We start from the raw sequence: 22059 nt of genomic DNA, 5'->3' as shown, positions 1-22059 counted from the left end.
TGAGAAGTGGCAAGGCGAAGCGGCCCCACGTGGTGGCTGGGCACAGGCCGGTGGCCGCCGGATCTCTCCCCCCATGATCGGGAGATCCGGCGGCCACCCGGGCTCACTTGCTGAAGTCCGGCACCAGCTTGGCGATGGCGGCCTCGGCGTTGCCCAGGCCCTTGTCCAGGGACTCCTTGCCGCCGGCGATGCTGTTCAGCTCGGTGTCGAGCGGGGTCAGCAGGGAGCTGTACTCCGGCAGGGCCACCCGCGGCTGGGCGGAGGCGAGGACCGTCTGGTAGCCGGCGATGCCCGGGTCGGCCTTGACCTCGGCGGTGTAGGCGTCGTCGCGGGTGGGCAGCGTGGAGTTCTTCAGCGCGATCTGCGTCTGGGACTTCGCGGAGGTCATGAAGCCCACGAACTTCTCGGCCGCCTTCTGGTGGGCGGAGTCCGAGCCGGCGTAGATGGAGAGGTTGTGGCCGCCGGTCGGGGCGCCCGCCTTGCCGGTGGAGCCGGCCGGGACGGTGTCGATGCCGAGGTTGGCCTTGTCCGTGAAGGCCGAGCCCTTGTAGAAGTTGGTGATCTCCCAGGGGCCCTGGATGATCGCGGCGACCTTGCCGTTGACGAACGCGTCCTGGATGTGGGCGTAGGCGTCGGCGGTGGTGTCGGCCTTGTGCAGGCCCTTGCCGGAGAAGAGGCTCAGCCAGGTGCCGTAGCCCTTCTTGGCGGCCGCGGAGTTCACCGTGATCTTCTTGGCGGAGGCGTCGACGGTGTCGGTGCCCTCGCCGAAGAGGAACGGCTGGGCGTAGTAGGCCGCGGTGGAGCCCCAGTAGCCGTCGACGCCGGTCTTCGCCTTGATCGTGGCGGCGGCGGTCTTCAGGTCGTCCCAGGTCTTGGGGGCCTCGACACCGGCCTTCGCGAAGAGCTGCTTGTTGTAGACCATGGCGAGGGTGTCGGTGACGAAGGGGACGCCGTAGGTCTTGCCGTCGTACTTGGCCTGCTCGATCAGGTTCGGCTTGAACTTGGCCTGGTCGGCCAGGGCCTCGGTGCCGTCGAGGGGCAGGAAGTAGCCCTTCTTGGCGAAGGCGGGGGTCCAGCCGACGTCGGAGCGCAGCACGTCGGGGGCCCCGCTCGCGCCGGCCGCGGTGTCGAACTTGTTCTGCGCCTGGTCGAACGGCACGTTGACGTACTTGACCTTGATGTCCTTGTTGGCGGCCTCGAAGTCCTTGATCAGGGCCTTGTACGTCGGCGCCTCATTGGTGGCGTTGGAGGTGTCCCACCAGGTGATGGTCACCGGACCGTCGGCCTTGTCGCCGCTGTCACTTCCGCCGCAGGCCGTCGCCGCGAGGGCGAAAGACGCCACCAGCGCGGTGGCCGCTATGCCACGCCGCATGAGTTCTCCTTGAGGGTGAAAGCCCGTGTGCTGCGGGGAGAGGTCCCGTCTGCCCTCCCCGTCTGCCGACTGCGCCTTTGCGGCCGCCGGGCGAGTGGGAACGTAACAGCGATGCAAGGCTTGCGAAAGAGCTTGCAGCAAAAAAGTGCAAGAGACTGCGGAAGTTACCCCGTCGTGATCCCTTGTCGACCGTCACGAGACCCTTGTTTTACGGGGCTGAGCGGGACGACTACGGGTTGTGCAAGACTCTGCAAGCTCTTGCCATCCCCCTCCCGGACGGGAATCATCCCCTTACGGGACAGAGGGCACCGACCAGAACAGAGGGACCGCGATGACGATACGGCCGGTACAGTCCGGTGCCGTGACCACACGGCTAGCCGACATCGCTGCTCAGGCGGGCGTGAGCGAAGCGACCGTCAGCCGCGTCCTCAACGGGAAGCCGGGGGTCGCCGCCACCACCCGCCAGTCCGTGCTGGCCGCACTCGACGTGCTGGGCTACGAACGCCCGGTGCGGCTGCGGCAGCGCAGCGAGGGCCTGGTGGGCCTGATCACCCCCGAGCTGGAGAACCCGATATTCCCGGCCCTGGCCCAGGTGATCGGCCAGGCGCTGACCCGGCAGGGCTACACCCCGGTCCTCGCCACCCAGACCCCGGGCGGCTCCACGGAGGACGAGCTCACGGAGATGCTCGTCGACCGGGGCGTGGCGGGCATCATCTTCGTCTCCGGGCTGCACGCGGACACCTCCGCGGACATGCAGCGCTACGAGCAGCTGCGGGCGCAGGGCGTGCCGTTCGTGCTCGTGGACGGTTTCTCGCCGAAGGTGCAGGCGCCGTTCATCTCCCCCGACGACCGCGCCGCGATGGCGCTGGCCGTGACGCATCTGGTGTCACTGGGCCACACGAAGATCGGTCTCGCCCTCGGGCCCAAGCGCTTCGTGCCGGTCCAGCGCAAGATCGAGGGTTTCGTGCGCACCATGCAGGACCAGCTCGGGCTGGCCGCGGCGACCGTCGAGGCGGACCTCGTCCAGCACTCGCTGTACACCCTGGAGGGCGGTCAGGCGGCCGCGACGGCCCTCATCGAGCGTGACTGCACGGCGATCGTGTGCGCGAGCGACATGATGGCGCTGGGCGCGATACGGGCGGCCCGGCAGCGGGGCCTGGAGGTGCCCCGGGACGTGTCGGTCGTGGGCTTCGACGACTCCCCGCTGATCGCCTTCACCGACCCGCCGATGACGACGGTCCGCAAGCCGGTGCCCGCCATGGGACAGGCGGCCGTACGGACCCTGCTGGAGGAGATCGGCGGAACGCCCGCGCCGCACAGCGAGTTCGTGTTCATGCCTGAGCTGGTGGTACGCGGTTCGACGGCTTCGGCCCCCGGGGAACGCTCTCGTCCGTAGGGCGGAGGAACCGGGCATCCACCAGTGCGCTGGTAGGAGACCGGGACAGTCTTCCCGTCGTAGGACATGCGACCCGAACCCGACCGCGGGATGATCGGTGGGGTAAGGCGCTTCTGGCAGACTTTGTGTCTATGGGTGACTCGACGGCGACCAGTCTGGAAGACCGCGAGGACGCGGCCGCTCCTGACTCCCTCACGGCCGCGGACCGGCCGGGTCTCCTTCGCCGACTGCGCACCCCGAGCCGACCGCGTCTGTGGTTCGAGATCCTGCTGATCGCGATGAGTTACTGGACGTATTCGCTGATCCGCAACGCGGTGCCGGAGCAGAAGACGGAGGCACTGCGCAACGCCGGCTGGATCTGGCGGATGGAGCACCATCTGGGCATCGCGGTCGAGGAGTCCGTCAACCACGCGGTGAACTCGGTGACTTGGCTCGTCGTCGGGATGAACTACTACTACGCGACGCTGCACTTCGTCGTGACACTGGGCGTCCTGGTCTGGCTCTTCCGCAGCCATCCCGGCCGTTACGCGGCGACGCGCCTGGTGCTCTTCGCGACCACGGGTGTGGCCCTGGTCGGTTACTACCTGTATCCGCTCGCGCCCCCGCGGTTGATGAACGGCGGTGACTTCGTCGACACGGTCATGGTCCACCAGACCTGGGGTTCGATGGCCTCCGGCGACCTGAAGCACATGTCGAACCAGTACGCCGCGATGCCGTCCATGCACATCGGCTGGTCCCTGTGGTGCGGCCTGACGATCTTCGCGCTGGCCTCGGTGCCCTGGGTGCGCGTCCTGGGCCTCCTCTACCCGACGGCGACGCTCGTGGTCATCGTCGCGACGGCCAACCACTTCTGGCTCGACGCGGTCGGCGGCATCCTGTGCCTGCTGTTCGGCTTCACGGTGGCCCGCCTCTGGTACGGGGCGCTGCCGTACGCGCTGCCGAAGGCAGTGCCGGAGAAGCGCGCTCTGCTCCTCACCAAGGTGTAGCCGGTCTCTGCGGCTGTCGGCGGAGGAGGCAGCGTCACGCCCCTCTTACGCATCATTCGCCCCTGTATCCCTTTATGCCCCGTAGAACAACTCCTCCACCACGCCCCGGGCCCGCCGGGCGGTACGCCGGTAGTCGTCCAGCATGTCCCCCGCGTGCCCCGGCCCGTATCCCAGGTACCGCCCCACGGCGGCGAGCTCACGCGACTCGGTCGGAAAGGTGTCCCCGGCCCGTCCGCGCACCAGCATCACCGCGTTGCGCACCCGGGTCGCCAGCACCCACGCCTCGTCGAGGACCTGGGTGTCGTCCGCGGAGAGGAACCCGGCGTCCCGTGCGGCGGTGAGGGCGGCGCGGGTACGGGTCGTGCGCAGCCCCGGCACCTGCGATCCGTGCCTCATCTGGAGAAGCTGGACCGTCCACTCGACGTCCGACAGGCCGCCCGGCCCGAGCTTGGTGTGCAGCTTCGGGTCGGCGCCGCGCGGCATCCGCTCGGACTCCATGCGTGCCTTGAGCCGCCTGATCTCGCGTACGGCGTCGTCACCCAGGCCGCCCGCCGGATAGCGCAGGGGGTCGATGAGCTCGACGAAGCGACGGCCCAGCTCCTCGTCCCCGGCAACGGGCTCGGCCCGCAGCAGCGCCTGCGCCTCCCAGACGAGCGACCAGCGGCGGTAGTAGGCCGCGTACGACGTCAGCGTGCGCACCAGCGGCCCGGACTTGCCCTCCGGGCGCAGGTCGGCGTCGATCAGCAGCGGCGGGTCGGCACTGGGGAGCTGGAGCAGGCGGCGCATCTCGGAGACGACCTTGTTGGCGGCCTGGGATGCCTCCCGCTCGTCGACGCCGTCGCGCGGTTCGTGCACGAACAGGACGTCCGCGTCGGAGCCGTAGCCGAGTTCGTGACCGCCGAAGCGGCCCATGCCGATGACGGCGAACCGGGTCGGCAGGGTCTCTGCCCAGCCGTCCCGCACGACCGCCCGCAAGGTACCGGCCAGCGTCGCGGCGGTCAGGTCGGACACGGCGGCGCCGACGCGGTCCACCAGGGCGCCCTGGTCCGGTTCGGCGGGCTGGGTCTCGGTGCCGTAGGAGCCGACGATGTCCACGGCGGCCGTACGGAAGAGTTCGCGGCGGCGGACTCCGCGGGCCGCCGTCACGCCCTGGACGGCGCCGCCGGCGCGGCCGACGGCGGCGAGGATCTCCTGTTCGAGACCGGCCCGCCCGCGCGGAGCGAGCCCGCCGCCGTCGCCGTCCCCGAGGAGCGCCACGGCTTCGGGGGCACGCATCAGCAGGTCGGGGGCGAGGCGGCCGGCGGACAGCACGCGTGCGAGGTTCTCGGCGGCGGCGCCCTCGTCCCTGAGCAGCCGTAGGTACCAAGGGGTCTTGCCCAACGCGTCCGACACCTTGCGGAAGTTGAGCAGCCCGGCGTCCGGGTCGGCGGACTCGGCGAACCAACCCAGCAGTACGGGAAGGAGGGTTCGCTGGATGGCGGCCTTGCGGCTGACGCCGGAGGCGAGGGCCTCCAGGTGGCGCAGGGCGGAGGCGGGGTCGGCGTACCCGAGCGCGACCAGCCGTTCCCGCGCCGCCCCCGCGCTCAACCTGATCTCGCCGGGCCCGAGTTGGGCCACGGCGTCCAGCAGCGGCCGGTAGAACAGCTTCTCGTGCAGTCGGCGTACGACGGAGGAGTGCCGCTTCCACTCGCGGTTCAGCTCGGTCACCGGATCGGCGCGCAGGCCGAGGGAGCGGCCGAGGCGCCGCAGGTCGGTGTCGTCCTCGGGGACGAGGTGGGTGCGGCGCAGCCGGTAGAGCTGGATGCGGTGCTCCATGGAGCGCAGGAAGCGGTAGGCGTCGTCGAGCTGGGCGGCGTCGGCCCGGCCGACGTAGCCGCCGGCGGCGAGGGCGTGCAGGGCGTTCAGCGTGGTGCCGCTGCGCAGCGAGCCGTCCTCGCGGCCGTGCACCAACTGCAGGAGCTGTACGGCGAACTCGACGTCCCGGAGCCCGCCGGGACCGAGCTTCAGCTGCCGGTCCAGCTCGGCGACGGGGATGTTCTCCACGACCCGGCGTCGCATCTTCTGCACGTCCGCGACGAAGTTCTCGCGCTCGGCGGCCTTCCAGACGAGGGGTTCGAGGGCCGCGACGTACTCCTCGCCCAGCTGCAGGTCGCCGGCGACCGGGCGGGCCTTGAGGAGGGCCTGGAACTCCCAGGTCTTGGCCCAGCGCTGGTAGTAGGCGAGGTGGCTGGAGAGGGTGCGCACCAGCGGGCCGTTTCTGCCCTCGGGCCGCAGGTTGGCGTCGACGGGCCAGATGGACCCCTCGACGGTGGTCTCGGAGCAGACGCGCATCATGTGCGAGGCGAGCTTGGTGGCGGCACGCAGGGCCTTGCCCTCGTCGGCCCCCTCGACGGCCTCACCGACGAAGATCACGTCGACGTCGGAGACGTAGTTGAGTTCATGGCCGCCGCACTTGCCCATGGCGATCACCGCGAGCCGGCACAGCGCCGCGTCCTCCGGGGCGGCCGCCCGCGCTATGGCGAGCGCGGCGCGCAGGGTCGCGGTGGCGAGGTCGGCGAGTTCGGCGGCGGTCTCGGCGAGGTCGGTGGTGCCGCACACGTCACGGGCGGCGATCGACAGCAGACAGCGCCGGTAGGCGACCCGCAGGGCGACGGGGTCGGTGGCCTCGGCGAGCCCGCGTTCGAACTCCTCGACGCCGGGGTGCAGGTCCCGGGGCTCGTAGGTGACGAGGGCCTGCCAGTCGGCGGGGTGCCGGGCCAGATGCTCGGCGAGCGCGGCGGAGGCGCCCAGCACCCCGAGCAGCCGGTCGCGGAAGGGCTTCGCCGCTATCACCGTGTCGAGCAGTTCCCGGTCGGGCTGCGCCTCCAGGAGCCGTACGAGACCGTGCAGGGCGAGATCGGGGTCGGCGGTCGCGCCGAGCGCCTCCAGCAGCACCGGGTCATTGCGTACGCCGCTCAGCTCCGCGCTCTCCAGCAGTCGCTCGGCGGCCGACGGATCGGTGAAACCGTGCCGCAGCAGCCGTGTGAAGGTACTGCTCCTGCGCCCCGGCGCCGCCGTCATCCCGGCCTCCCGTCCGATCAAGGTCGTACCGACTGAGCCTAACCGGAGAGCTGGGGATGAGCGCCGGGGTGCGGGCGGGCGGATTTCGCGCGGGGGCGGGGGCCTGGGGTCGGGCCGGTACGCAGCCCCGTCCGCCGGACAGATCGTCGTCCTCCCCGCATCCGGAGGACCCCTTGGGCAGACTGGAAGTGTCGAGCCGGACCGCCGCGGTGGCCCGGGTGTCCCCGAGCGGAAGGCTCCGTGATGACCGAGAAGGAACCCGAGACCCACCTCGACCGGCGCTACAGCGATCCCGACGCGACGGCGCACTCCTGGGCCGACGCGAAGTCTCTGCTGGCCTCCGCCGAACTGTTCTGGATCTCGACGGTACGACCGGACGGGCGCCCGCACGTCACACCGCTGCCCGGGGTGTGGGCGCACGGGGCGCTGCACTTCTGCACCGGCCCCGAGGAGCGCAAGGCGAAGAACCTCGCGCACAACGCGCACGTGACGCTGACCACCGGCACCAACATCTGGGACAAGGGCTACGACCTGGTGGTGGAAGGCGAGGCGGTGCGGGTCTCCGACGACACGAGGCTGCGTGAGCTGGCCGCCGCGTGGGAGGCCAAGTACGGCGACTTCTGGCGCTTCGAGGTACGGGACGGCTACTTCCACCACGGTCCTGGACACGCGGTCGTCTATGCGGTGGCGCCGCGCACCGTTTTCGGCTTCGGTAAGGGACAGCCGTTCAGCCAGACGCGGTGGCGCTTCTGAGAACGGCCCTCTGTACTGACGTCGACAAGGGAGTCACGCCATGCACATGAGCCTCGAAGTGATCATGCTGCCGGTCTCGGACGTGGACCGCGCCAAGGAGTTCTACCGCGACAAGGTCGGTTTTCACGTGGATCTGGACGGCGAGGTGATGGAGGGCGTCCGCATCTGCCAGCTGACCCCGCCCGGCTCGGGCTGTTCCATCGCCCTGGTGGACGGCCTCCAGGTGCCGACGGGAGCCCCACAGCCCGGGACGTACCACGGCATGCAACTGTGTGTGACGGACGCGAAGGCGGCGTACGAGGAACTCACCGCCCGCGGCCTGGACGTCAGCGAGCCGGTCCAGTTCGCCCCGCAGGACGGCGCCACCTTCATGTACTTCAAGGACCCGGACGGCAACGGCTGGGCGATCCAGGAGTACAAGCGCAGGGAGACCGAGCCGCTGCACCAGGTACTGGCACAGCAGGCGGCCCAGTAGCCCATCCGCAGAGGCGCGGGGAGGCGCGACCAGCCCCACCGGGCGGCAATCGTCGCGACAACCCCGCGCCCCTACGGCGAAGCCCTACAGCACCGGCAGGTTCTTCCGCAGCTCGAAGGCGGTGACCTCGCTGCGGTACTCCTCCCACTCCGACTTCTTGTTGCGCAGGAAGAAGTCGAAGACGTGCTCGCCGAGCGTCTCGGCGACCAGGTCGCTGCGCTCCATCAGGGTGAGGGCCTCGCCCAGGTTCTGGGGCAGCGGCTCGATGCCCATCGCGCGGCGCTCGGAGTTGGACAGGGCCCAGACGTCGTCCTCGGCGCCGGGCGGCAGCTCGTAGCCCTCCTCGATGCCCTTGAGGCCGGCGGCCAGCAGGAGGGCGTAGGCGAGGTAGGGGTTGGCTCCGGAGTCGAGGGAGCGGACCTCGATACGGGCCGAGCCGGTCTTGCCGGGCTTGTACATGGGGACGCGGACCAGGGCCGAGCGGTTGTTGTGGCCCCAGCAGATGTAGGAGGGGGCCTCGCCGCCGGCGCCGGCGGTGCGCTCGGTGCCGCCCCAGATGCGCTTGTAGGAGTTGACCCACTGGTTGGTGACCGCGGAGATCTCCGCCGCGTGCTTCAGCAGGCCCGCGATGAAGGAGCGGCCGACCTTGGAGAGCTGGTACTCCGAGCCCGACTCGTAGAACGCGTTCCGGTCGCCCTCGAAGAGGGAGAGGTGGGTGTGCATGCCCGAGCCGGGGTGCTCCGAGAACGGCTTCGGCATGAACGTCGCCTGGACGCCCTGCTCCAGCGCCACCTGCTTCATGACCAGGCGGAACGTCATGATGTTGTCCGCCGTCGAGAGCGCGTCGGCGTAGCGCAGGTCGATCTCCTGCTGGCCGGGGGCGCCCTCGTGGTGGGAGAACTCGACCGAGATGCCCATCGACTCCAGCATGGTGATCGCCTGGCGGCGGAAGTCCATGCCGATGTTCTGGGGGGTGTGGTCGAAGTAGCCGGAGTTGTCGGCCGGGGTCGGGCGCGAGCCGTCCAGCGGGCGGTCCTTCAGGAGGAAGAACTCGATCTCCGGGTGGGTGTAGAACGTGAAGCCCAGGTCGGAGGTGCGGGCCAGGGCACGCTTCAGCACATACCTGGGGTCCGCGAAGGACGGGGAGCCGTCCGGCATGAGGATGTCGCAGAACATCCGGGCCGTACCGGGGGCCTCGGCCCGCCACGGCAGGACCTGGAAGGTCGACGGATCCGGCTTGGCGATCATGTCCGACTCGTATACACGAGCGAATCCCTCGATCGCGGAGCCGTCGAAGCCGATGCCCTCGTCGAAGGCCTGTTCCAGCTCGGCCGGGGCCACCGCGACGGACTTGAGGAAGCCCAGCACGTCCGTGAACCACAGGCGTACGAACCGGATGTCGCGCTCCTCCAAAGTCCGGAGCACGAACTCCTGCTGCTTGTCCATCTTCCGCTTCCCCATCCTTGCTGGTCAGGCCGCCTGTCTCCGTGTCCCGCAGGAGGCGGTCGGGCACCTGAGCATCACACCACAGGAGCGTTTCGTGCGCGTTGCCGACCTTGATCGCCTCGGCGACCCGGGAGTGAACGCCTCACGTCCGGTGGATGTACTGCTCTGCCGCCCATCTTGCCTGCTCGGACTGACATACGTAATGCCCGGCCCTCTCCGTCTCACCGCGGGTGCCGGGTTTCCTGTGGGCTCCCTGCGAGAAGCCTTCCCCGCCCCACTACGATCAGCGGACCGATCCTCACCATCCGTCCCGCCCCTTTCCCCCAGAAGGACACACCTCATGGGCTCCGCCAAGAAGAACACCGCCTCGGCTCGCAAGGCGCGCATAGAGGAGATGCGGCGCGCCGAACAGGCCAGAGAGCGCCGCAACCGGATCCTCACGATCGCCGCGAGCGTGGTCGTCGTCGCCGGTCTGGTCGTCGGCGGCATCGTGCTGGTGCAGTCGCAGTCCGATGACACGGCGGCCGACGGCAAGGGGAAGGGGCACTTCGTCACGGGCTCGGACGGTGTGAAGACCTGGAAGGGCACGCTGGGCCGCAACCATGTCGCCAAGACGGTGGACTACCCGATGGAGCCGCCGGTCGGCGGTGACCACAACCAGGTCTGGATGAACTGCAACGGCAACGTGTACACCAAGGCGCTCAACAACATGAACGCCGTGCACTCGCTGGAGCACGGGGCGGTCTGGGTGACGTACACCAGCAAGGCCGAGAAGGCGGACGTGGACGCGCTCGCCGCCAAGGTGAAGAAGACGCCGTACACGCTGATGAGCCCGGACGACAAGCAGAAGGATCCGATCATGCTGTCCGCCTGGGGCCACCAGCGGACCGTGACGGGGGCGAAGGACCCGAACGTCGACAAGTTCTTCGCGAAGTTCGTGCAGGGCGCGCAGACACCCGAGCCGGGCGCGGCGTGCACGGGCGGTCTGGGGCAGTGAGGTTCGCGGGAGTGGCCGTGGCGGTGGCGGGCGTACTCGTCGCGGCGGGCGCGATCACCTACGCCGTGGCCGAGGACGGCGGCTCGGGCGACACCCCGTCGGCGGAGTCCGCGGACGCCGGTTTCGCGCGCGACATGGCCGTGCACCACCAGCAGGCCGTGGAGATGTCGTACATCGTGCGGGACCGCACCAAGGACGTCGAGGTGCGGCGGCTCGCCTACGACATCGCGCAGACGCAGGCCAACCAGCGCGGCATGCTGCTGGGTTGGCTGGATCTGTGGGAGCTGCCCAAGGTGTCGGCGGATCCGCCGATGACGTGGATGGACATGGGTGACATGCCGTCGGCCGGTGAGGGTTCGCTGATGCCGGGCATGGCGACCGACAGCGAGATGAAGAAGCTGGGCACGCTGAACGGCAAGCAGGCCGAGATCTTCTACCTGCAGTTGATGACGGACCATCACCAGGGCGGCATCCACATGGCGAAGGGCTGCGTGGAGAAGTGCACGGTCGGTGTGGAGAAGCGGCTGGCGCAGGGGATGGTCGACGCACAGCAGTCGGAGATCGACCTGATGGCGGGGATGCTGAAGGAGCGGGGCGCGAACCCGCGATGATAGAGGGTTAACCCTCGAACGAGCCTTTTTCATTAGGTTAATTGGGCTTTTCTTGGCATGCCCATTCCCCGGACATGAACGGTTCGTCGCAAGAGTGGCCACACCGTCGAGTGATCACTCGCGACGAACCGCATCTTGGGGGTTCCATGAGATCCAACCGCGCCAAATTCCGCGCCGGGGTGAGCATGGCGGCGACACTGCCGATGCTCGCGGGCGCGCTGGCGCTCGGTATACCCGCGGCTCACGCCGCGGACAGCCCGAACCGTGACACGCTGGCCGGGACCAAGCCCGCGTGGGCCACTGCCAAGGCGGACAAGGGATCGGCCTCGGACAGTGCCCAGGTCTCCGCCCGGGTCTACCTCGCCGGCAAGAACGCCGCCGGCCTCGCCGCCTACGCGAAGTCGGTGTCCGACCCGACCTCGGCGTCGTACGGCAAGTACCTGAGCGCGAAGCAGGCACAGGCCCGCTTCGGCGCCACCAAGGCGCAGGTCGCCGCGGTGAAGTCCTGGCTGGAGTCGGCGGGCCTGAAGGTCACCGGGGTCTCGCAGCACTACGTCTCCGTCACCGGTGACGTGGCCGCCGCCGAGAAGGCCTTCGGTACCCAGCTGCACAACTACAGCAAGGGCTCGAAGACCTACCGCGCCCCGGCCAAGGCCGCTTCCGCGCCGGCCGCTCTGGACGGTGCCGTCCTGACCGTCACCGGCCTGGACAACGCGCCGCACAAGGCCAGCAGCAAGGACCAACTGCCGCCGCCGGACGCCGTGTTCAAGAACTCCGGACCGTTCTCCTCGTACTACGGCTCGAAGACCGCGAGCACGCTGCCCGAGGCCTACGGCTCGAAGATCCCGTACGCGATCAAGGGCTACACGGGCAAGCAACTGCGTGCCGCCTACGGCGCGGGCACCTACACGGGCAAGGGGGTGCGGGTCGCCATCACCGACGCCTACGCCTCCCCGACCATCGCCTTCGACGCGGCCACCTACGCGAAGAAGAACGGTGACGCCGCCTACAGCAGCAGCCAGTTGAAGCAGGTGCTGCCCAAGAACTACACGAAGACCGAGGAGTGCGGGGCGGCCGGCTGGTACGGCGAGGAGACCCTCGACGTCGAGGCCGTGCACGCGGTCGCGCCGGACGCGAACATCACGTACGTGGGTGCCGCGTCCTGCTACGACGACGATCTGCTCGACTCGCTCAGCAAGGTCGTCGACGACCACCTGGCCGACATCGTCTCCAACTCCTGGGGCGACATCGAGGCCAACCAGACGCCGGACCTCGCGGCCGCCTACGACCAGGTCTTCCAGTTCGGCGCGGTCGAGGGCATCGGCTTCTACTTCTCCTCCGGCGACAACGGCGACGAGGTCGCCAACACCGGTACGAAGCAGGTCGACACCCCGGCCAACTCGGCGTGGGTGACGGCGGTCGGCGGTACCTCCCTCGCTGTCGGCAAGGGCGACAAGTACCTGTGGGAGACCGGCTGGGGCACCGAGAAGGCCCTGCTGTCCGCGGACGGCAAGAGCTGGACCAACTTCCCCGGCGCGTTCACCTCGGGCGCGGGCGGCGGCACCAGCAAGACGGTCGCCGAGCCCTTCTACCAGAAGGGTGTCGTCCCGAACGCGCTCGCCACGGCCAACAACGCCGCCGGCAACCGCGTGGTCCCGGACATCTCCGCGATCGCCGACCCGAACACCGGTTTCCTGGTGGGTCAGACGCAGACGTTCCCCGACGGCTCGCAGCAGTACAGCGAGTACCGCATCGGCGGCACCTCGCTGGCCTCGCCGGTGATCGCGGCCGTGCAGGCGCTGGCGCAGCAGGCGAGCGGCGGCAAGGCCCTCGGTTTCGCCAACCCGTCGATCTACTCCAAGTTCGGCTCCCGGGTGTACCACGACGTCACGGACAACCCCACGGGCTCCGGACTCGCGGTGGCGCGCATCGACTTCATCAACGGCTCCGACGCCAGCGGTGGGTTGAGCACCTCGGTCCGCAGCCTCGGCAAGGACAGCTCGCTGTCCGCGGTCAAGGGATACGACGACGTCACCGGCGTGGGTACGCCCGCGAACGGTTACGTGCAGTCGTTCGGCCGGCACTGACCGGACGCGCGTCCACGGCGCGCATCCACAGGGGCCCGGTCCCGAAGGCGAGAACCTTCGGGGCCGGGCCCCCGCGTGTGTCCCGGCTATGTTCGCGGCACGGGGCCCGGGCGCGCGTGGCGGCCGGTCATCACGTGGATCACGAGCCCCGCGGCCAGCAGGAGCGCCCCGGTGACGAGGAACGGGACCGGCGTGTACTCCTCGGTGCAGGTCTGCCCGCCGGTCACCGCGTGGCACACCTCTCCCGGACCGCCCCGGTTCAGGTAGGCGAGGTAGAACAGCGGCAGAGCCAGGCCCGAGACGGCGCCCACGACAGCGCGTCGGGGTCCCCTGCGGAGCAGCGGCACCGCGGCCACCGCGGCGAGTACGACGAAGGCCGCGCCCACCGTCAGGATCGCCGCGACGCCGATGCCGCCGCACGCTCCCACGAGGAGCCAGGCCAGGAACCAGCCCCATCCCGCCGTACGGTCCCGGCGGTCACCGCTCGTGTCGCTCATGCCTCTCATCTTGAGGCAAGGGTGGGGTCCAGCCCCCCCCGGCCCCCTATAGCGTCGCTCTGACGATTACACTGATCCCGTGCCTGCCTCGAACTTCTGGTCCATCTATCAGCACGGGTTCGCACGCGTCGCCGCGTGTACGGGTCACACCGTCATCGCGGACCCGCCCGCCAACGCCGACGCGGTGCTGCGTCACGCGCGCCGGTGCGACGAGGAAGGGGTCGCCGTCGCCGTCTTCCCGGAGCTGGTTCTGTGCGGCTACTCCATCGAGGACCTGCTCCTCCAGGACGCGCTGCTCGACGAGGTCGAGACGGCGCTCGGGGAGGTGGTCGCCGGGTCGTCCGAGCTGCTCCCGGTGCTGGTCGTCGGCGCCCCGCTGCGCCACCGCAACCGGGTCTACAACTGCGCGGTGATCGTGCACCGCGGCCGGGTCCTCGGTGTCGTACCGAAGTCGTACCCGCCCAACTACCGCGAGTTCTACGAGCGTCGGCAGATCGGCGACGGCGCCGACGAGCGCGGCGGGTCGATCCGGGTCGGCGGCGCGAGCGTGCCGTTCGGCGTGGATCTGCTGTTCGAGGCGGCCGATGTCCCGGGTCTCGTGCTGCACGCGGAGATCTGTGAGGACATGTGGGTGCCGGTGCCGCCCAGCGCGGAGGCCGCTCTCGCAGGCGCGACCGTCCTGGCCAACCTCTCCGGCAGCCCGATCACGGTCGGGCGGGCCGAGGACCGCAAGCTGCTGTGCCGCTCGGCGTCCTCCCGCTGTCTCGCCGCGTACGTCTACGCGGCGGCCGGACTCGGCGAGTCGACCACCGACCTGTCCTGGGACGGCCAGGCCATGCTCTACGAGAACGGCGTCCTGCTGGCCGAGACCGAGCGGTTCCCGCAGGGTGACGAGTACGCGGTGGCCGACGTGGACCTGGACCTGCTGCGGCAGGAGCGGATGCGGATGGGCACGTTCGACGAGAACCGGCGTACCCATCGGACGCGGACCGGTGACTTCCGGACGGTGTCGTTCGAGCTCGACCCGCCCTCGGGCGACCTGGGTCTCAAGCGCCGTCTGGAGCGCTACCCGTTCGTGCCGGCCGACGCCGACCGGCTCGCCCAGGACTGCTACGAGGCCTACAACATCCAGGTCGCGGGGCTCCAACAGCGGCTCGCGGCGATCGGCGGCCCCAAGGTGGTCATCGGGGTGTCCGGGGGCCTGGACTCCACGCACGCGCTGATCGTCGCCGCCCGCGCGATGGACCGGGCGGGGCGTCCGCGCAGCGACATCCTGGCCTGGACGCTGCCCGGCTTCGCCACCAGCGACCACACCAAGGGCAACGCCCACCGCCTGATGAGGGCCCTCGGTGTCACCGCGGCCGAACTGGACATCACGCCGACCGCGCGGCTGATGCTCCAGGAGATGGACCATCCCTTCGCCTCCGGCGAGCCGGTGTACGACGTCACCTTCGAGAACGTCCAGGCGGGCCTGCGCACCGACTACCTGTTCCGGCTGGCCAACCAGCGCGGTGGCATCGTGCTCGGCACCGGTGACCTCTCCGAGCTGGCACTCGGCTGGTCCACATACGGCGTGGGCGACCAGATGAGCCACTACAACGTCAACTCGGGCGTGCCGAAGACGCTGATGCAGCATCTGATCCGCTGGGTGATCAGCAGCGAGCAGTTCGACGAGGAGACCGGCGAGATCCTCGCCGCGATCCTGGACACCGAGATCAGCCCGGAGCTGGTGCCGGGCGAGGAGATGCAGTCCACCGAGTCGAAGATCGGCCCGTACGCGCTGCACGACTTCACGCTCTTCCACGTCCTGCGCTACGGCTTCCGGCCCTCGAAGATCGCCTTCCTGGCCTGGCACGCCTGGCACGACGTCGACGCGGGTGAGTGGCCGCCCGGCTTCCCCGAGGCCAAGCGCGGCACATACGACCTGCCGGAGATCCGGCGGTGGCTGGAGGTGTTCTGCAAGCGCTTCTTCGCCTTCGCCCAGTTCAAGCGCTCGGCGATGCCGAACGGCCCGAAGGTCTCGGCGGGCGGTTCCCTGTCGCCGCGCGGCGACTGGCGGGCACCGTCGGACAGTTCGGCGAGGGCCTGGCTGCGGGATCTGGAGCGGTTCGACTAGCGCGGCAGGCCGGTTCCTGTCCTGAACAGAGGGCGCCCCGCCGACGGGGGAAGATCGGCGGGGCGCTTTGGTGCCACTGTGGTTCTGAGGGGCCGTGGGCCCTAGTGGACGGAGTGCTCCTCCAGCGGGAACGTTCCACCGACGACGTCCTCCGCGAAGGCCTTGACCGCGCCGGACATCACCTCGCGCAGGTTGGCGTACTGCTTGACGAACTTCGGGACCCGCCCGCCGGTGAGGCCGAGCATGTCGGTCCAGACGAGGACCTGCGCGTCGGTCTCGGGGCCCGCGCCGATGCCGACCGTCGGGATGTGCAGGACCCGGGTGACCTCGGCCGCGAGCTCCGCCGGGACCAGCTCGAGAACGACCGCGAACGCGCCCGCGTCCTGGACCGCCTTCGCGTCCCGGAGCAGCTGCTGGGCCGCCTCCTCGCCGCGGCCCTGGACGCGGTAGCCCATGGCGTTGACGGACTGGGGGGTCAGACCGATGTGGGCCATGACCGGGATGCCGGACTCGACGAGCAGGCGGATCTGCTCGTGGGAGCGCTCGCCGCCCTCCAGCTTCACCGCGCCGACGCCCGCCTCCTTGACCAGCCGGGTCGCCGAGCGCAGCGCCTGCACCGGGCCCTCCTGGTACGAGCCGAAGGGCAGGTCGCCGACGATCAGGGCGCGCGAGGTGCCCCGTACGACGGCCGCCGACAGCATCGTCATCTCGTCCATGGTGACGGGCACGGTGGTCTCGTACCCGAGATGGCAGTTGCCCGCCGAGTCGCCGACGAGCATGACCGGGATGCCGGACTCGTCGAAGACGGACGCGGTGGTGGCGTCGTAGGCGGTGAGCATGGGCCACTTCTCGCCGCGTTCCTTGGCGAGCGCGATGTCCCTGACAGTGATGCGGCGCGTGCCCTTGCCCCCGTACAGCGCCTTGCTGCCGTCGGAGGGCTTGTCGTGGGCAGCCGAAAGCTGCGTCATTGCAACGGCTCCTTACGTCATCTCGAGGCGCCCTCACGGCGTCCCCGGATCACCTACATGGTGGCACCTCGTGCCAGAGAGGGCCAGAGGTGGTAGGTGTGACCGTTCAGGCACGTAAGGTCTAGGTAAAGACTTACGATACGAGACGGTTCCGTATCGTAATGAGGTTACTCTCGTACGCATGACTACCGCAGTCCCTGACTCCCGAGTACCGGAGGCGGTGCACCGGCGCCGCTGGGCGATTCTCGGCGTACTGATGCTGAGCCTGCTGATCGTGGTGCTCGACAACTCGATCCTGAACGTCGCGATCAAGACGATCTCGACCCCCGCGCCGACCGGCCTGGGCGCGACCCAGAGCGAGCTGGAGTGGGCGATCAACGCCTACACCCTGGTCTTCGCCGGCCTGCTGTTCACCGCGGGCCTGCTGGGTGACCGGCTCGGCCGCAAGAAGGTGCTGCTGGGCGGCCTGTTCGTGTTCGGCGCCGGTTCCGCACTCGCCGCCTTCTCCGGCTCGCCGGACCAGCTGATCGCCTTCCGCGCGCTGATGGGCCTCGGCGCGGCGTTCGTCATGCCGGCCACGCTCGCCGTCCTGATGAACGTCTTCGAGCGCGAGGAGCAGCCCAAGGCCATCGGTATCTGGGCGGGTGGCGTCGGACTCGCCATCGCCATCGGGCCGATCACCGGCGGTGTGCTCCTCGACCACTTCTGGTGGGGCTCGGTCTTCCTCATCAACGTGCCGATCGTGGTGCTCGCCCTCGGGCTGATGCTGTGGCTGGTGCCCGACTCGCGCGACCCGAACCCCGGCCGGATCGACCCCATCGGTGTCGTGCTGTCGGTCGTCGGCCTGGTCCTGCTCGTCTACGGCATCATCAAGGGCGGCCAGCTCGCCGACTTCACGGACGCGACCGTACTGGCCACCATCGGTGCCGGTCTTGCCGTGCTCGTCGCGTTCGTGGTGTTCGAGAAGCGCAGCGACCACCCGTCGATCGATGTCACCTACTTCAAGAACAAGGTGTTCTCGGCCGCGATCGGCGCCATAGGGCTGGTGTTCTTCGCGCTGATGGGCGTGACCTTCTTCTCGGTCTTCTACACCCAGAGCGTGCGGGGCTACTCGCCGCTGCAGACCGGTCTGCTCATGCTGCCGCTTGCCGCCGCGCAGCTGATCTTCGCGCCGCGCGCCCGGCTGGTCGTCGACCGCTTCGGCAACCGGGCGACGACGACGGGCGGCATGCTGCTGATCGCCGCGATGCTGTGCGCGTTCGCGGTGCTGGAGGCGGACACACCGATCTGGCTCCTCGAGGTGATCTTCTTCCTCATGGGCACCGGCATGGCGCACATCATGACGCCGACCAGCGTCGTCATCATGCAGGCCCTGCCGCGCGAGAAGGCCGGCTCCGCGTCCGCGCTCAGCAACACCTTCCGGCAGGTCGGCGGCGCGCTCGGCATCGCCGTCCTCGGCTCGGTGCTCTCCACGGCCTACCGCAACGGCATCGAGTCCCATCTCGGAGCGGTTCCGGCAGGCGTACGGCACACCGCGGGCGAGTCCATCGAGGCCACGCTCGGCGTCGCCGCGAAGCTCGGCCCCCGGGGCGACGCCCTGGTCGGGCCGGCCAACGACGCCTTCTTGCACGCGATGCACGTCACCGCGCTGTGGGGAGCGGGCGTGGCCCTGGTCGGCGCCCTGGTGGTGGCCCTGTACCTGCCGGGCCGCCCGAAGGAGCGTCAGCCGGGCCAGGAGGAGCAGGAGTTGGTGCCCGCCGGCGAGTGAGCCGCCCCGGGGCACCGACAGGACGGTGCCCCACCGGGCCGCGCGGAGCAGGCCGGTCGGGAGCAGTGCCGCCGGCCCGGGCGGTGTTCGAACCGGCGGCGGGCCGACCCCGCCGGGGAGGAGAGCCGAACTCCCTCCCCCGCCCCACCTGCCAAGCCGTGGACCAGGGAGAATCACCCCCATCCCACAGACCTCCATCCCACAGAGAGGACCAAGCGACGTGAGCGGCCTCGCGGAGAGTCAGTCCAGGCAGAGGGGGGCCGTACGGGGGCGGCCCCGCAGTGAGGCCGTGGAGCGGTCCATCATCGAGGCCGTCATCAAGCTGCTGGAGGACGGCGTACCGCTCGCGGAGCTTTCCATCGAGCGCATCGCCCGGACCGCGGGCGTCGGCAAGGCCACCATCTACCGTCGCTGGAACGGCAAGGAGGAGCTCTTCGTCGACGTCGTGCGCACCGCCGAGCCCCCGGACGCCGAACTGCCCGGCACCTCGATGCGCGACGATCTCGTGGCGCTGCTCGAGCAGTTGCGGCAGCGCGGGCTGATGGCCCGGTCCTCGGCGCTGCTGCACAGTGTCTTCGCCCAGATGAAGAGCAGCCCGAAGGTCTGGGACGCGTACCACGCGATCGTCGTCGCCCCCCGGCGCCGCAAGCAGGTAGCCATCCTGCGCCGGGGACAGGCCAACGGCGAACTCCGCACGGACATCGACGTCGAGCTGGTCAACGACCTGTTCATCGGACCCATGCTGTTCCGCACCATCATGCAGCCCAACGCCGCCCTGCCGGAGGGCCTGTCCGAACAGATCGTCGACACCGTCCTCGAAGGCCTACGCCCCGTCAGTTCCTAGTGTGCGCGTTTCGTCACAGAGGGCGCTTTCCCCGCCGGGACGGGGAACCCGGAAAGGCGACTTGTACGTCATCGCCCCCGTACGGTCGTCCTGGGACGACGAGATGGAAGCCGATCATCCCCTAGGGTCGTACGGGGTGTTTGAGGCCCCACGGCAGCGGGGCGAACGGTGTGCACGGCAGGCAGTGAGGCGACGGTATGGCGCAGCAGGCATACGTGACGGAGACGGCGGACAGCGGCTCGGGACCCGAGCACCGCAGAGACCGGTTCCGGCGCCTGTTCGGCCGTCCCCTCTCCGGCTGGCGCGGTGACCGCCGTATCTGGCGCCGGGGCCTGGTCCTGACCGCCCTCGCGGTGATCGTCGCCCTGGTGATGCTGCTGCACGCGCAGATCCCGAACCGCGTGGGCAACCTCGGCAGTCTCACCGAGACCTTCCTGCCGTGGCTGGGCGTGTTCGTCCCGGTGCTGCTCCTGCTCGGCTTCCTGCGCAGGTCCGCGATCGCGCTGATCGCGGTGCTGCTCCCGGCGGCCGTGTGGCTGAACCTCTTCGGCGGGCTGCTCTCCGACAAGTCCGCCACCGGCGGCGACCTGACGGTGGCCACCCACAACGTCAACGCCGACAACACCGACCCGTCCGGCACCGCCCGGGACGTGGCCGCCTCCGGCGCGGACGTGGTGGCGCTGGAGGAGCTGACCGCCTCGGCGGTGCCGGTCTACGAGAAGGCGCTGGCGTCGACGTACCGGTACCACGCGGTCGAGGGCACCGTGGGGTTGTGGAGCAAGGACCCGCTGACCGGGGTGAAGGCGGTCGACATCAAGCTGGGCTGGACCCGTGCCATGCGCGCCACGGTGGCCGCCCCGGACGGTCAGGTCGCGGTGTACGTCGCCCATCTGCCGTCCGTACGGGTGAAGATGGAGGCCGGGTTCACCGCCCGGCAGCGCGACAAGAGCGCCGACGCGCTGGGCGAGGCCATCGCCGACGAGAAGCTCCCGCGCAAGATCCTGCTCGGCGACCTCAACGGCACGATGAACGACCGGGCGCTCAACGCGGTCACCTCCCAGATGCGGTCCACGCAGGGCGCGGCGGGCAGCGGGTTCGGGTTCAGCTGGCCGGCGTCGTTCCCGATGGCGCGAATCGACCAGATCATGGTGCAGGGCGTGGAGCCGGTGAGCTCGTGGACGCTGCCCGCGACCGGCAGTGACCATCTGCCGGTCGCGGCCCGTGTGAGCCTTGCCACCTCGTCGTAACCCGTGGGAAGCCTGGGGAAGCGGTCTTTGTTCCGTAAATGAACATACGCTAGGTACGGAACTCCGCTCTCCCCTGAAAGGCTCGACCTCTTTATGCCTCTGGCCCTGCTCGCACTGGCCGTCGGCGCTTTCGGTCTCGGCACCACCGAATTCGTGATGATGGGCCTGCTGCCCGATGTCGCGGACGACCTGGGCATCTCGATCCCCACCGCCGGCCACCTGGTCTCGGCGTACGCGCTGGGCGTGGTGATCGGCGCCCCGCTGCTCGCCGCGGTCACGGCCCGGATGTCCCGTCGCAAGGTCCTCATCGGCCTGATGGGACTCTTCGTGGCCGGTAACGCGCTCTCCGCCCTCGCCCCCGGCGAGCACTGGCTGCTCGCGGCCCGCTTTCTGAGCGGGCTGCCGCACGGCGCCTTCTTCGGCGTGGGCGCGGTCGTCGCCACGGGCCTGGTGGCGCCGGAACGCAAGGCCCGCTCGGTGTCCCTGATGTTCCTCGGCCTGACCCTCGCCAACATCGCGGGCGTGCCCGTCGCCACCCTCATGGGGCAGCACCTGGGCTGGCGGGCGACCTTCCTCGGCGTCAGCGCGATCGGCCTGGCGGCGATAGCCTCCCTGGCGCTCCTCATCCCGCACGACCACGCGCACGCCCCGGCGGTGGGCCTGCGCCGCGAACTGGTCGCCCTGAAGTCGCTGCCCGTCTGGCTGGCACTCGGCACGACGGTCGCCGGCTTCGGCGCGCTGTTCTCCGCGTACAGCTACATCACGCCGATGCTCACGGACGCGGCCGGGTACGCCGACTCCAGCGTGACGCTTCTGCTCGCCCTGTTCGGCGTGGGAGCGACGGCCGGCAACCTGCTCGGCGGACGCCTCGCCGACCACTCGCTGCGCGGCACCCTGTTCGGCGGCCTGACCTCGCTGGTCGTGGTCCTGGCCCTGTTCCCGGTGCTGATGTCGACGCAGTGGAGCGCGGCGACCGCGGTCGTCCTCCTGGGTACGGCGGCCTTCGTCACCGGCTCCCCGCTCCAGCTGATGGTCATGGAGAAGGCGCAGGCCGCCCCCTCCCTGGCCTCCTCCGCCAACCAGGCCGCCTTCAACCTGGCCAACGCCGGCGGCGCCTGGATCGGCGGCCTCGCCCTGGCCGCGGGCCTCGGCGCGACGTCCCCGGCCCTGACGGGCGCCGCCCTGGCCGTGCTCGGCCTCGGCGTCGCCACGGTGGCCACGGTCGTGGACCGACGGCGCGCGAGCGTGCCGTCCGGGCGGGAGCGCGTGGTCGCGGCCCATCTGCCGGAGCACGCCGAGGCAGTGCGCCACTGAGCGGTCGTATGACCAAGGGGGGCGCCCGGTGATCCTTCCGTGGAGGCGCAAGACGACCTCCGCCGCGCCACTACACTGGCGCACAACATACGCGTCAGGCCCACAACGTCGTGCGTCTTCCA

General features: G+C 69.9%; 17 protein-coding genes. 12 read left to right on the top strand and 5 right to left on the bottom strand.

What is annotated here, in order from left to right; genetic code table 11:
* Window positions 1-103: 103 nt before the first annotated feature.
* Window positions 104-1372 (bottom strand): extracellular solute-binding protein, encoded by a 1269-nt coding sequence (locus tag ABZT93_RS24025; protein ID WP_356107844.1) that lies wholly within the window; start codon window positions 1370-1372, stop codon window positions 104-106.
* 361 nt (window positions 1373-1733) lie between these two features.
* Between ABZT93_RS24025 and ABZT93_RS24020 the strand changes: the two genes are divergently transcribed.
* Complete coding sequence (locus ABZT93_RS24020; RefSeq protein ID WP_356107841.1) at window positions 1734-2768, top strand: LacI family DNA-binding transcriptional regulator; 1035 nt, start codon at window positions 1734-1736, stop codon at window positions 2766-2768.
* 131 nt (window positions 2769-2899) lie between these two features.
* A complete protein-coding gene (locus ABZT93_RS24015) occupies window positions 2900-3754 on the top strand; it encodes a phosphatase PAP2 family protein (protein WP_356107838.1) in 855 nt (284 codons plus the stop codon).
* Window positions 3755-3826: 72 nt separating this feature from the next.
* Here ABZT93_RS24015 and ABZT93_RS24010 read toward each other — a convergent pair whose 3' ends face one another.
* Complete coding sequence (locus ABZT93_RS24010) at window positions 3827-6814, bottom strand: bifunctional [glutamine synthetase] adenylyltransferase/[glutamine synthetase]-adenylyl-L-tyrosine phosphorylase (protein WP_356107836.1); 2988 nt, start codon at window positions 6812-6814, stop codon at window positions 3827-3829.
* A gap of 243 nt (window positions 6815-7057) precedes the next feature.
* On the opposite strand from ABZT93_RS24010, the gene ABZT93_RS24005 reads away from it, so the two are divergent.
* Window positions 7058-7567, top strand: coding sequence for a pyridoxamine 5'-phosphate oxidase family protein (locus ABZT93_RS24005; protein WP_356107833.1), 510 nt, complete (start codon window positions 7058-7060; stop codon window positions 7565-7567).
* Between the two features lie 40 nt (window positions 7568-7607).
* A complete protein-coding gene (locus ABZT93_RS24000) occupies window positions 7608-8042 on the top strand; it encodes a VOC family protein (protein ID WP_356107831.1) in 435 nt (144 codons plus the stop codon).
* 84 nt (window positions 8043-8126) lie between these two features.
* On the opposite strand, the gene glnA is transcribed toward ABZT93_RS24000, so the two are convergent.
* Window positions 8127-9488 carry a type I glutamate--ammonia ligase gene (glnA, locus tag ABZT93_RS23995; protein WP_007381571.1) on the bottom strand — a complete coding sequence of 454 codons (1362 nt, stop codon included), beginning with the start codon at window positions 9486-9488 and terminating at the stop codon, window positions 8127-8129.
* Between the two features lie 340 nt (window positions 9489-9828).
* Here glnA and ABZT93_RS23990 point away from each other — a divergent pair, with 340 nt between their 5' ends.
* From ABZT93_RS23990 to ABZT93_RS23980, 3 genes are all read left to right on the top strand, one after another.
* Window positions 9829-10485 carry a DUF3105 domain-containing protein gene (locus ABZT93_RS23990; RefSeq protein ID WP_356107828.1) on the top strand — a complete coding sequence of 219 codons (657 nt, stop codon included), beginning with the start codon at window positions 9829-9831 and terminating at the stop codon, window positions 10483-10485.
* An 11-nt stretch (window positions 10486-10496) separates the two neighbouring features.
* Window positions 10497-11096, top strand: a complete 600-nt coding sequence (locus ABZT93_RS23985; RefSeq protein WP_356107825.1) for a DUF305 domain-containing protein — start codon at window positions 10497-10499, stop codon at window positions 11094-11096.
* Between the two features lie 146 nt (window positions 11097-11242).
* Window positions 11243-13183: a S53 family peptidase gene (locus ABZT93_RS23980; RefSeq protein ID WP_356107823.1), complete on the top strand. Its 1941-nt coding sequence runs from the start codon at window positions 11243-11245 to the stop codon at window positions 13181-13183.
* Window positions 13184-13269: 86 nt separating this feature from the next.
* Here ABZT93_RS23980 and ABZT93_RS23975 read toward each other — a convergent pair whose 3' ends face one another.
* Window positions 13270-13680 carry a hypothetical protein gene (locus ABZT93_RS23975; RefSeq protein ID WP_356107820.1) on the bottom strand — a complete coding sequence of 137 codons (411 nt, stop codon included), beginning with the start codon at window positions 13678-13680 and terminating at the stop codon, window positions 13270-13272.
* Window positions 13681-13759: 79 nt separating this feature from the next.
* Here ABZT93_RS23975 and ABZT93_RS23970 point away from each other — a divergent pair, with 79 nt between their 5' ends.
* Window positions 13760-15796: an NAD(+) synthase gene (locus ABZT93_RS23970; RefSeq protein WP_356107818.1), complete on the top strand. Its 2037-nt coding sequence runs from the start codon at window positions 13760-13762 to the stop codon at window positions 15794-15796.
* A 101-nt stretch (window positions 15797-15897) separates the two neighbouring features.
* Here the strand turns inward: ABZT93_RS23970 and panB are convergent, their stop codons facing one another.
* The gene (gene panB, locus ABZT93_RS23965) at window positions 15898-16764 is read right to left on the bottom strand and encodes a 3-methyl-2-oxobutanoate hydroxymethyltransferase (protein WP_356107816.1); all 867 of its coding nucleotides are present in this window, start codon (window positions 16762-16764) and stop codon (window positions 15898-15900) included.
* 181 nt (window positions 16765-16945) lie between these two features.
* On the opposite strand from panB, the gene ABZT93_RS23960 reads away from it, so the two are divergent.
* The 4 genes from ABZT93_RS23960 (at window position 16946) to ABZT93_RS23945 (ending at window position 21937) form a co-directional block, all read left to right on the top strand.
* Window positions 16946-18532, top strand: coding sequence for an MFS transporter (locus ABZT93_RS23960; RefSeq protein WP_356107815.1), 1587 nt, complete (start codon window positions 16946-16948; stop codon window positions 18530-18532).
* A gap of 220 nt (window positions 18533-18752) precedes the next feature.
* Entirely contained in the window at window positions 18753-19376 is a 624-nt protein-coding gene (locus tag ABZT93_RS23955) for a TetR/AcrR family transcriptional regulator (RefSeq protein WP_356107814.1), read from the top strand.
* 197 nt (window positions 19377-19573) lie between these two features.
* Window positions 19574-20623, top strand: a complete 1050-nt coding sequence (locus tag ABZT93_RS23950; protein ID WP_356107813.1) for an endonuclease/exonuclease/phosphatase family protein — start codon at window positions 19574-19576, stop codon at window positions 20621-20623.
* Window positions 20624-20716: 93 nt separating this feature from the next.
* Entirely contained in the window at window positions 20717-21937 is a 1221-nt protein-coding gene (locus ABZT93_RS23945; protein ID WP_356107811.1) for an MFS transporter, read from the top strand.
* The last annotated feature ends 122 nt before the right edge of the window (window positions 21938-22059 follow it).

Origin of the sequence: Streptomyces sp. NPDC005303 (genome assembly GCF_040607335.1) — a bacterium.
Lineage (GTDB): Bacteria > Actinomycetota > Actinomycetes > Streptomycetales > Streptomycetaceae > Streptomyces.
Note: the sequence above shows the minus strand (reverse complement) of the source record. Positions and strands in the feature narration are given on the sequence as shown.

Bases quoted from the DNA above. Each gene is read 5' to 3' on its own strand.
- ABZT93_RS24025 (WP_356107844.1), bottom strand. From the start codon at position 1,372: ATGCGGCGTGGCATAGCGGCCACCGCGCTGGTGGCGTCTTTCGCCCTC.
- ABZT93_RS24015 (WP_356107838.1), top strand. From the start codon at position 2,900: ATGGGTGACTCGACGGCGACCAGTCTGGAAGACCGCGAGGACGCGGCC.
- ABZT93_RS24010 (WP_356107836.1), bottom strand. From the start codon at position 6,814: ATGACGGCGGCGCCGGGGCGCAGGAGCAGTACCTTCACACGGCTGCTG.
- ABZT93_RS24005 (WP_356107833.1), top strand. From the start codon at position 7,058: ATGACCGAGAAGGAACCCGAGACCCACCTCGACCGGCGCTACAGCGAT.
- ABZT93_RS24000 (WP_356107831.1), top strand. From the start codon at position 7,608: ATGCACATGAGCCTCGAAGTGATCATGCTGCCGGTCTCGGACGTGGAC.
- glnA (WP_007381571.1), bottom strand. From the start codon at position 9,488: ATGGACAAGCAGCAGGAGTTCGTGCTCCGGACTTTGGAGGAGCGCGAC.
- ABZT93_RS23990 (WP_356107828.1), top strand. From the start codon at position 9,829: ATGGGCTCCGCCAAGAAGAACACCGCCTCGGCTCGCAAGGCGCGCATA.
- ABZT93_RS23980 (WP_356107823.1), top strand. From the start codon at position 11,243: ATGAGATCCAACCGCGCCAAATTCCGCGCCGGGGTGAGCATGGCGGCG.
- ABZT93_RS23975 (WP_356107820.1), bottom strand. From the start codon at position 13,680: ATGAGCGACACGAGCGGTGACCGCCGGGACCGTACGGCGGGATGGGGC.
- panB (WP_356107816.1), bottom strand. From the start codon at position 16,764: ATGACGCAGCTTTCGGCTGCCCACGACAAGCCCTCCGACGGCAGCAAG.
- ABZT93_RS23960 (WP_356107815.1), top strand. From the start codon at position 16,946: ATGACTACCGCAGTCCCTGACTCCCGAGTACCGGAGGCGGTGCACCGG.
- ABZT93_RS23950 (WP_356107813.1), top strand. From the start codon at position 19,574: ATGGCGCAGCAGGCATACGTGACGGAGACGGCGGACAGCGGCTCGGGA.
- ABZT93_RS23945 (WP_356107811.1), top strand. From the start codon at position 20,717: ATGCCTCTGGCCCTGCTCGCACTGGCCGTCGGCGCTTTCGGTCTCGGC.